Source organism: Parageobacillus caldoxylosilyticus NBRC 107762 (assembly GCF_000632715.1).
Lineage (GTDB): Bacteria > Bacillota > Bacilli > Bacillales > Anoxybacillaceae > Saccharococcus > Saccharococcus caldoxylosilyticus.
This window is the reverse complement of sequence record NZ_BAWO01000088.1, coordinates 1-10202: the sequence shown is the minus strand read 5'-3', so window position 1 is coordinate 10202 and position 10202 is coordinate 1. Positions and strand designations below refer to the sequence as shown.

12 protein-coding genes and 2 pseudogenes are annotated in these 10202 nt (G+C 38.1%); 1 reads left to right on the top strand and 13 read right to left on the bottom strand.

The window, feature by feature from the left end; translation table 11 throughout:
* Positions 1–263: 263 nt before the first annotated feature.
* From GCA01S_RS18065 to GCA01S_RS18030, 8 genes and pseudogenes are all read right to left on the bottom strand, one after another.
* Positions 264–1058: an arsenite methyltransferase gene (locus GCA01S_RS18065; RefSeq protein ID WP_042412142.1), complete on the bottom strand. Its 795-nt coding sequence runs from the start codon at positions 1056–1058 to the stop codon at positions 264–266.
* A gap of 13 nt (positions 1059–1071) precedes the next feature.
* Positions 1072–1937: pseudogene (locus GCA01S_RS18060) on the bottom strand (permease).
* Between the two features lie 81 nt (positions 1938–2018).
* On the bottom strand, positions 2019–2465 hold the full coding sequence (locus tag GCA01S_RS18055) for a MarR family winged helix-turn-helix transcriptional regulator (RefSeq protein ID WP_042412140.1): 447 nt from the start codon (positions 2463–2465) through the stop codon (positions 2019–2021).
* A gap of 408 nt (positions 2466–2873) precedes the next feature.
* A pseudogene (locus GCA01S_RS18050) lies at positions 2874–3284 on the bottom strand (ArsA-related P-loop ATPase); the annotation flags it as partial.
* The gene (gene arsD / locus GCA01S_RS18045) at positions 3281–3661 is read right to left on the bottom strand and encodes an arsenite efflux transporter metallochaperone ArsD (protein ID WP_042412137.1); all 381 of its coding nucleotides are present in this window, start codon (positions 3659–3661) and stop codon (positions 3281–3283) included. The pseudogene GCA01S_RS18050 and the gene arsD, both read right to left, overlap by 4 nt.
* A 55-nt stretch (positions 3662–3716) precedes the next feature.
* Entirely contained in the window at positions 3717–4139 is a 423-nt protein-coding gene (gene arsC / locus GCA01S_RS18040; RefSeq protein WP_042412135.1) for an arsenate reductase (thioredoxin), read from the bottom strand.
* A 20-nt stretch (positions 4140–4159) separates the two neighbouring features.
* Positions 4160–5221, bottom strand: coding sequence for an ACR3 family arsenite efflux transporter (gene arsB, locus GCA01S_RS18035; RefSeq protein ID WP_042412133.1), 1062 nt, complete (start codon positions 5219–5221; stop codon positions 4160–4162).
* A gap of 24 nt (positions 5222–5245) precedes the next feature.
* Positions 5246–5593 carry an ArsR/SmtB family transcription factor gene (locus GCA01S_RS18030; RefSeq protein ID WP_042412131.1) on the bottom strand — a complete coding sequence of 116 codons (348 nt, stop codon included), beginning with the start codon at positions 5591–5593 and terminating at the stop codon, positions 5246–5248.
* A 264-nt stretch (positions 5594–5857) separates the two neighbouring features.
* Here GCA01S_RS18030 and GCA01S_RS18025 point away from each other — a divergent pair, with 264 nt between their 5' ends.
* Positions 5858–6463, top strand: coding sequence for a LysE family translocator (locus GCA01S_RS18025; RefSeq protein ID WP_042412129.1), 606 nt, complete (start codon positions 5858–5860; stop codon positions 6461–6463).
* A gap of 142 nt (positions 6464–6605) precedes the next feature.
* Here GCA01S_RS18025 and GCA01S_RS18020 read toward each other — a convergent pair whose 3' ends face one another.
* The 5 genes from GCA01S_RS18020 to GCA01S_RS18005 form a co-directional block, all read right to left on the bottom strand.
* The gene (locus tag GCA01S_RS18020; protein WP_042412127.1) at positions 6606–7082 is read right to left on the bottom strand and encodes a GNAT family N-acetyltransferase; all 477 of its coding nucleotides are present in this window, start codon (positions 7080–7082) and stop codon (positions 6606–6608) included.
* A 205-nt stretch (positions 7083–7287) separates the two neighbouring features.
* Positions 7288–8733 carry a pyridoxal phosphate-dependent decarboxylase family protein gene (locus tag GCA01S_RS18015; protein WP_042412125.1) on the bottom strand — a complete coding sequence of 482 codons (1446 nt, stop codon included), beginning with the start codon at positions 8731–8733 and terminating at the stop codon, positions 7288–7290.
* Positions 8734–8861: 128 nt separating this feature from the next.
* The gene (locus GCA01S_RS18010) at positions 8862–9494 is read right to left on the bottom strand and encodes an FMN-binding negative transcriptional regulator (RefSeq protein ID WP_042412123.1); all 633 of its coding nucleotides are present in this window, start codon (positions 9492–9494) and stop codon (positions 8862–8864) included.
* 172 nt (positions 9495–9666) lie between these two features.
* Complete coding sequence (locus GCA01S_RS21405) at positions 9667–9882, bottom strand: GNAT family N-acetyltransferase (RefSeq protein WP_081430722.1); 216 nt, start codon at positions 9880–9882, stop codon at positions 9667–9669.
* Positions 9883–10058: 176 nt separating this feature from the next.
* A partial coding sequence (locus tag GCA01S_RS18005) for an MOSC domain-containing protein (RefSeq protein ID WP_042412121.1) occupies positions 10059–10202 on the bottom strand: 144 nt, incomplete at its 5' end.

Genomic DNA, 10202 nt, shown 5'->3' with positions numbered 1-10202 from the left:
CAGGAATGCTCCTTAAATGATTTAGAATAAAAATTCTGATAACATCACCATCGTCATGAAAGAACCTATGAACGCAAAGACCAGCTTCTTTCTAAAGATACTGTGTAATCATGTTATCTCCGGTAAACTTGCACCTGCTGAGCTGTTCATCAGGTGCCATTCCCTTTGCAATCATCATCTGTGAGATCGGAATCATCGTGGGAAACGACTTGCTCAACTATTTTTTCTTCCCCAACGAGTTCCGATCTGTTACACCACATTTTTTAAGGTTTCATTGCTTTAATGATCGCAGAAACAATGTAATCCGCGATGTTCGCTCCAGGCACCCAATCTTTGATAAACTCCTTCGATTCATCTTTTGGTTCAATGGTGATCTGTGTGAATCCACTCTGTTGTAACATGGATTCCAGCTCTCCAATCGATGCTGCTCCTGATACGCAGCCCGAATACAAGACATCCATATTGTTTTTGATTTCCGATGGAAGTTCTGCCGTCGCCACAACGTCGGAAATGACAAGGCGCCCTCCTGGTTTCAGCACACGATAGGCTTCCTTGAACACTTGGGGCTTATCTGGAGAAAGATTAATGACGCAATTGGAAATAATGACATCCACCGAACCATCTGCCACCGGTAAATATTCGATTTCTCCTAACCGAAATTCAGTATTGGTAAAGCCACCCTTGGCAGCATTGTTGCGTGCTTTGCTGATCATTTCTGGCGTCATATCCACACCAATGACGCGCCCGGTTTCTCCGACCTGACGAGCAGCCAAAAAGCAATCGAAACCGGCACCACAACCAAGATCCAACACCACATCTCCGGGGTTCAATTCCGCAATTGCTAGCGGGTTGCCGCAACCAAGTCCAAGATTGGCTCCTTCTGGCACGGCAGATAATTCCTCATCCGAGTATCCTAGTTTTGCCGATACCTCATTAGGTGTACCACAACATCCAGAAGAGGATGAACAGCAGCTACCAGAATTCACTTCCTGCAGCGCAATTTGCTTATAGCGGCTGCGGACATTTTGCCGCATTTGATCGTTATTAACGTGATTCATAAGTTATCACTCCTTAAATGATATAGAATAAAAATCCTGATAACGTTGCCATCGTCATGACAGAACCTACAAACGCAAAGACCAGCTTCTTTCTAAAGATACTGTGTAATAATGTGATCTCCGGTAAGCTTGCCCCTGCTGAGCTAATCATCAGCGACATGACTGGTCCCAATGCCATGCCCTTTGCAATCAACATTTGCGAAATGGGAATCATCGTGGAAAGACGGATATACAAAGGAATTCCGATGATTGCTGCAAGTGGAACAAGCCACCACTTATCACCTCCCATATAGGTTAATATCCATTCTGTCGGTACAGCACCATGAATAATGGCTCCAATGCCTGCGCCCAAAAGCAAATATGGATAAACCGTTTTCATTAAGTGAAAGGTCTCCTGTAAAGCTTCTTTCAGGTTTCGTTTCTTTCCGATATCTACTTCTCCTTTCACCATTACTTGCTTTATTTGATTTTCAAATCCGAGTTTTTCAAGCGTGAACCCAATCAGTATGGATAAAATGGTTGTGATAATGGTATAAGAAATCGCCACTTTTACTCCGAGTGTCGCAGCCATGAGTGTCAATATGGTTGGATCGAGCACAGGAGAAGCAAATAGAAAATCATCACAATACCGAAACGAACTTTCTGATTTAAAAGCGATACGACAACCGGGATCGTAGAACATGAGCAAAACGGTGTCACAAAGGCAAACGCGACAGCAACCAATGCTCCCAATAACGGATGGTGCTTTGTAAGCAAACTTTGCATTTTATCATAAGGAATATATCCTTCTAAAAAGTGAATGACGAACGAAATAGCCAAAAATAAAAGAGTTAATTCTAACGCAATATAGAGAAAGTCTTGAAGAATCGCTATGCTCATTTATCATTTCTCCTTATTTTAATTTTATTTGCAAAATACAACTATTAATTTAACAAATAGGCAAGCCTTGATATACTTGCCTCAAAATAACGGTTTACAACATACGCTTGATTTGGCCATACACTCATTCAACAATTTAATCGAACGAATCACTGTTTCTTTCTCAAATTCCGTCATATGTGAAAATACTTCGTCTAAATATCGATTTATTTCTCGATCAATGGTTGTTGCGATAAACTTTCCCTCGGTGGTTAACGATAACGTGTATACCCTTCGATCTTCAGGAAGCGGCGTTTTTTTTACTAATCCCTTTTTCACTAAATTTTGAATCTGTCTGCTGAACGTTGTAATATCCATTCCCAATGCTTCAGCCACTTGTTGCATGGAGGGATGTTCTCTTTTGTCAATTTCATAAAGAATATGGCTTTGAACGAGAGAAATATCTACAACATCAATAGAACAGCAATTTTTATTCAGCAATCCAAAACGACGTGTCATCACTTGAAACAACTCTCTAATGTTTTCCATTTTTTTCACCTCTATAATTATTTATATCACATTATTTGCAAAATGCAACTTTTTATTTAAAAAAAATAAAGAAAATTTATCGACATGTCTCGTCCTTTGTTTTGTATGAAGCATTTATATCCACTTAAATAAAAAAGCTGACAACTACACGTCGTCAGCTTTCGTCATTAGCTGATTTATTTTAAATTGGATTTAACAACATTGATTTAAGCCTAATAAGACGAATTGAACGCCTTCTTCCGTTTCTTCCGCATCGAGTGTAACTCCTTTGATGATGGAAGCTACTTGCTCGTCCATCGCTACCCGAATACCATTAATAATCTCCAACCGATCTGTGGTTTGAGGATTATCTAATGATAAACCAAGTTGCGGACCGCAACATCCTGCGCCTTCAAATGTAAAACGTAGTAGTTCCTTGTTCGTCAATAATGTAGAAAACTCATTGAAGGCTGCAATTTCAACGGTACATGCACCTGATAGTTGCTCCTCCATGGAGGCGATAACGGGTTCTGGCAACTTTCCTCTATATGGTCCAATTACTTTTTCTTTATATTCATTTGCCGCTATCTCCGGATCAAGATTGGCAGCAAATAAGTTTGGGATATTCGGAATAGCGGTAGGTTTATTTTGCAGCTCTACTTCAAACACATCTTGTAAATTAGACGCGGGATCTGTGCTTACAAGCAATACTTGTTTTCCCCTATCTGCTAACGCAATAGCCGTTGCACACGCCGTTGATGTCTTCCCTACTCCACCTTTTCCCGTAAAGAATAAGAAGGGAGTGAAATCGATGGATCGAGGGTTAAACAAAGTGGTCATGTCGATTCACTTCTTCCGTTATTTTTCACATTGAGGCTTAAGCGAACTTTTGGTTTTTGGCTTAATTCTTCTTCTGTCATACCCGTTAATTCTGCTAACTCAGCATTAGTTGGATATCCTTTTTCTTTTATAACTTCACCATCCACTAAAACGACCGGTAATACATCTGGTCCTTTTTCTATCAGTAGTTTACGGATGATTTCATTTGCTACAAAAGCATCTGGTTCGCTTCCAAGGTTATAACGTACAATATCAATTCCTTTATTCTTCAAATTGTTAACTGCTACGGAGATACGGATTAATTCCGGGTCTATACTTGGACCACAAATCCCTGTTGGACAGCACATTGCTGGATCAAAGATTTCAATTTTTCTCATGATTTCCCCTCCTGTAAAATCAGCCGAGAAGATTCTTCTCGGCTGTCATTCAGTCTTATTCGCCTGTTTCAGCAAATTTTTTGATGCGCGCGCCGATTTCATCGCGAACACGACGGAATACGGCTAATTTTTCTTCTTCTGTCCCTTCCGCCTTTGCCGGATCATCAAATCCCCAATGGACGCGTTTCACATTTGGCGGGGTTACCGGGCAATGGTCCGCTGCATGACCGCATAATGTTACTACCAAATCAGCTTTATTTAAAATTTCCGGATCAATGATATCCGATGTCTGGTTTGAAATATCAATCCCTGCTTCTTTCATGACTTTTACCGCGTTTGGATTTAGTCCATGCGCTTCAATACCGGCGCTGTACACTTCCCACTCGTCGCCAAGATATTTTTTTGCCCATCCTTCTGCCATTTGGCTGCGGCAAGAGTTACCTGTGCATAAGAAGTAAATGATCTTTTTGTTTTTCATGTTTCATTCCACCTCTGTTGTTAGTATGATACTGATTCTGTTTTAAAGTATTTTCGTTGAAACCATAGTGCCACGTTGACTAACGCAATCATGACAGGCACTTCCACCAGTGGTCCAATGACAGCTGCAAATGCTGCACCGGAATGGATTCCAAACACGCCAACAGCTACGGCAATTGCTAACTCAAAGTTATTACTGCCGGCTGTAAAGGCAAGTGTGGTGGTTACAGGGTAGCTCGCTCCAAATTTCTTCCCTATGAAGAAGGAAACGAAGAACATCAACACAAAGTAAATGAACAATGGAATGGCAACTCTCACTACATCCAACGGCAAGCTTACGATAACGTCTCCTTTTAAAGAGAACATGACGATAATCGTAAACAATAAAGAAATCAATGTAATCGGGCTGATTTTTGGAATAAATACTTTTTCATACCATTGTCTGCCCTTTGCTTTTACCAACAAAAAGCGCGTCAACATTCCGCCAAGAAACGGAATTCCTAAGTAAATGAACACCGACTTAGCGACTTCCATCATTGTAATATGAACGACAGCACCTTCTAGTCCTAACCATTTCGGAATGATCGTCACAAACACATACGCATAAACAGAGTAAAATAGCATTTGGAATACAGAGTTAAACGCCACCAGTCCAGCTGCGTACTCTCTATCTCCTTTCGCTAAATCATTCCAGACAATCACCATAGCAATACAACGTGCCAGACCGATTAGGATGAGTCCGACCATGTATTCCGGTTTATCCGGCAAGAATATGATCGCCAACAAAAACATAAGAATCGGTCCAATAATCCAGTTTTGTACGAGCGATAACACTAATACTTTCACATCTTTAAAGACGCGCCCAATCTCCTCATAACGAACTTTTGCCAACGGAGGATACATCATTAAAATCAAGCCAATGGCAATTGGAATGGATGTGGTTCCTACCTGCAAACTGTTCATTCCGTCTACAAAGCCCGGAAAGACAAATCCTAAACCAATTCCTGCTGCCATAGCAAGGAAAATCCAAAGCGTGAGGTATCGATCCAAGAATGATAGACGTTTTTTCCCCGTATTATTCATTTTTTCCCTCCTAATTTAAATAAGTTAACAACCGCAACGGAGCGTAGGGTTGGTTTCCTCAATCTTACGAATATTCTCTGTTTGATCTGGAACGTGTTGCAGAATATCTTGGATAAAATCATATAACTCATTTTGTGGATTGAGGGAATAATAAATCCACTGTCCCCTCTTATCCTCTTTTACTAATCCTGCATCTTTTAACTTGCGAAGATGCTGACTAATAGCCGGCTGACTCATGTCAAACACCTCAAGAAGCTCACATACACAACACTCACGTTGTTTTAAAATTGCCATGATCGTTAAACGTGTTTTATCACCAAGTAACTTTAAAACGTGTGAGGCTTTTTCTAATTCCACTACTGTTTTTTGCATGGGAACACCTCCTATTCTTGTATGATTATATAACTATTTACTTATATATATGAGCGAAAATGAAAGGTGATACTCCTAAATCCCTTTATTTGCAATTTTGTTCCTCTCACACTAAATAAATGATGTTACATCTTCATATCCGCGACATGGGTATGGTAGTATAATCATACTTACTCTTCCCTTAATAAGTATATAACTACATACTTATATAAAACAAGAGAAAAAAACGATTTTAACATAATCTTTACAAATTCAAACGAAAGTATGAAAGTAGGTAAACAAACCGGTCCTTTTCCGTTAATATACGTTGCACGTATTCTGTTTGTGATTACTCAAAGTCTTTCACAGGACAAAAAAGCAGGAATCGCAACGGCGCTGGGACTTTGTTCAGGCCTTATTGTGCATATCACGGCTGCAACGCTTGGGATTTCCACAATCATTTATCAATCCGCTCTGGCTTTTACCGTCGTCAAATATACGGGTGCGGCTTATTTGCTTTATTTAGCATGGCAATCATTTAAGGAAAAAGAAACAGGCTTTGCTATTAACCATAACAAGCCTTTCAAGTATCCATCATTGTATAAAAAAGGAATTCTCATGAATCTGCTTAATCCAAAAGTATCATTGTTCTTTTTAGCATTGTTGCCTCAATTTGTGAATAAATCGATGGGACACATTACGTTGCAGATGTTGATTTTAGGGATGATTTTTCTGGTTCAGGCTTTAGTGATTTTTGTCGCTGTCAGCGTGTTTTCAGAGAAACTGCGCCATGTCCTGCTTACTAATTCGTTCATAGCAAAGCGAATGAACATTGTAAAAGGTTTGCTATTAGGGCTGATTGGTATACAGATTGCGTTTAGTGAAAAGTGAAATCGTTAGAGTGTTATCTTTTAATAAATGTCTCTGTTAATTTCAATGTTGATTTTAGGCCACAGAAAAAGACCGAAATTGATCGGTCTTTTTTGTATGTCCTGTTCAACTATCGCCAACCGTTAGTTGAACAAGTTCATCATTAAATTAACCTCTTCACAAATAAAACTCTATCTTGATTCGGTCCATCATAATCAGTATATACAGAGACTTCGTCCATTTCTTTATCTCCGTTTTTTTCGATTTCAAATCCCATTTTCGTATGAAATGCAATGGAAACTTTGTTCACTGACGAAGTTACACAACGGAAGATATTCCGACCATTCTTTTTAACAATATTAAAAAATTCATTGTACAGTCGTTTTCCAATACCGTGTTTCCTATAATCCGGATGAACCCCAACAAAGTGTATATATGCTTCTTCTGGATATGTTTGGGATAGAAAACCTATCAAAAATCCAACGATTTTTCCATCTTTTTCGGCAATGAAACTTGTATTTTTAAAATGGTCGAAGAATAATTTTGGCAACATATCAGACATTTGTCTTCCGCCCCACCACTCATTGATTAGTGGAGAGATGACATAGTAGTCTGACCCTTTCACTGAACGAATTTCCATCTTAATCCCCCTTCATTTGTAAAAGTATGACTATCACAAAGGCAAATTTAGTGCTATTCTTCAACTAATTCGCCCGTTAGCCAACCATGAAGCGAGCTTCACCACAGATGATGGAAGTTCATTCGTTCTTCCATAAGAGACAACCATGCTACATCTATGCGGCACCATCAGAAGAATGAAAATATTAATTTTCAGGATAGTTGAATTAGGACTTGTAACTGTGATGATTTATATAAAATTCATCTATCGTTTTAAATATTTTTTGGATAGTTGAGATTGGAGTAAAAGGATTTAATAAAACAGCTCTTAACCAACGTTTCCCCCTATAAGTTGGCAAGGAGAAAAACACCCGTTCTTTATGTAGTAGAAATTGTTGTAACTCCAAGTTCCATTGGTCGCATTGCTTCTCATCGAGATTTTTTGGTCTACCTCTAAAACAGCATATATTTGTATCAGGCTCACTGGCTAGTTCCAAGTAGGGGCGTTGTTTAACTTGTTTTACAAATTCTTCGACTCTCAAATAACCTTCATTTATTAGCTGGTCATAACCCTTTAATCCAATATGTTGAAGAGATAAATATAACTTTAAAATATCAGCATGACGGGTGCCTTGAACACTTATTTCCCCCAAATTTGTAAAATCTGTATCATTCATATATGGTGCTGAAATACGGAATTCTGTTTCCAACAAGTCACGGTTCTTAAATAGGACCATAGCACATGTCTTTGCAACGTACATCCATTTTTGAGGATTAAAAGTTATAGAATCTGCTTTTTCAATACCAGAAAGTCGTTCGCGGTGTTTATCAGAAAAAACCAATGCCCCGCCGTAGGCAGCATCTACATGTAACCATAGTCCATACTTCTTTGTTATTTCTGCAATGGATAAGATAGGGTCAATATTACCCGTCACCGTAGTTCCAGCCGTTGCCACAACTGCAAAAGGTTGTTTTCCTTCTTCAATCATTTTATTAATCTTTTTCTCTAAGTCTGAGGTATCCATCTGAGAATTTTGATTAGTTTTAACCGCAACTACACTAGATGTTCCTAAACCTAGTAACATTGCAGCTTTATGTAAAGAAGTGTGGCTAGCTTCTGAAGCCATGATAACTGGTTGTTCTATTAACCCAGTTAATCCTTCCTCTTTAACTGAAAAGTAGTGATTACGCGCCACTGCAAGAGCTTGTAAGTTCGCGAGACTTCCGCCACTTACCATTACTCCCCCACTCTGCTCATCGTAACCAAACATTCGAGCAATTTTCCGTAGCACTTGTACTTCCATTTGGGAAAATACAGGAGACATTTCAAGACTCAACATATTGTTATTAAGCGTTGTTGTTACAAACTCACCCAAGCAGGAAATTAGAGTAGGTATAGAGTCCATATGCCCGATATAGTTAGGAGTTAGAGGATTCATTGAATTTCTTAAAATCTCCTTTAATTGTAGAAGAATACCTTCAGTCGGAATCCCTTGTATGGGAATCTCGTCAAAAGTATAATTTTCTATTTGAGATAAAGGTGGACGTTGCTCTGAACTAGCAGAATTCTCTATCACTAAATCCATAAACTTCTTCATTAGGCTAGCAACTTCGTCTATATTTTGACCACTTGGTTCAATAAAAGCGTCATTAGGGAGAAAATCAAGATTCATCATTATCACCCTTATTCAAGATCATTCATTATATAAATAGAGCAGATAGTTTCAAAAAAACATGTGAGTTTAGAGAACAATTTTGTATAAATACCCTACATCTTTGTTAAAGGTGTAGTATGGAAGCATTATGCATTATCCTTTTGTTTAATATTCTGTTCCATCATTGTTGCAATTTCTGCTGAATTATATTTGTTGCTTGTTTTTAAACCATTAATAAGGTTTTGTTGTCTTTCTATGGAGTGATTCTGGCTTAACTTCCATTTCCCTTCCATCCTATTTATTGAGATTTCAAATACAACTATGCCGTTCATTAAGCCATCTATGAATTCATCATCAAATTTAGCATTCCAAGGGTTGGGCATAGATGATTCGTAAAAATTAACCGTCTTTTCCATCCGTTCAACCATTTCTTCTTTTTTCTCTATGATTCTAACTGTTCCATATACATGGACTGCTACATAATTCCAAGTAGGTACAGTGTTTGGATCGTTATACCAAGAAGCGGAGATATAAGCATGGGGACCTTGAAAGACTACAAGAACTTCTTTACCATTTAATTTATTCCAGTGAGAATTCTGTTTTGCCATATGACCAATCAACACACCGTTATCCCCCGTTTTTTCATCCATTAAGAAAGGCAAATGTGTTGCCAACGGTCCATTTTCTTCCTGAGAAAATAAAATTCCAAAACTGTTGTCTCTAATAAAATTTACTAATTTTGTTTTATCATTAACCTCAAAAGCTTTTGGTATGTACATTTCTGATTCTCCTTCACGCATTTTTACATAATCATACATATAGAATGAAACAAAGATTAAATTATACCCTCTTCAACTATCCTGCTGTTAGCCACCTATGCCTCATTTCGCGACATCACAGATTATGAAAGAATTTCTGTTCTTCCATGGGAGTGGAACAGTCTAATGCAATTTACAAATTCTTTTTCATAACAATCCTATTGTTATTCACAATATAACCATTTTTTCTATAAAAGTTTTTTGCGAGTCCTCCATTGGAAGTTAAAAGATAAATGCTTTTAACGTTTTTCTTCTGTAATTCTTCCTCTAAAAATTGGAGAAGTTTGGAACCATAACCTTTACCTTGAATTTCATTATTGATGCATAATTCTGCTAAATAAAAAGTTATTCCTTGATTCCATTAAATACCCTCCCCAAAATCTTAGTCCTTTTACTTAATATACTCTTCTTCAATCTGTCCTGTTATCCAGCCATAAAGCGAGCTTCCCCACAGATTATGCAAGAAGTTCTATCCTTCCACGGGAGCTTAGTAGACATTTGGTTTGATGATGATTTAGCAAAATATCATTCAAGAAGAAAGACTTCATCGCCTACATGAATTTCACCTGTTTTTATAACAGAAGCATAAACGCCAAAATGATTATTTCTTTGTTGTACAAGAGTTTTAAGCAAAGACGAATCTTGTTCTGCATTATCAGGATTAACAGC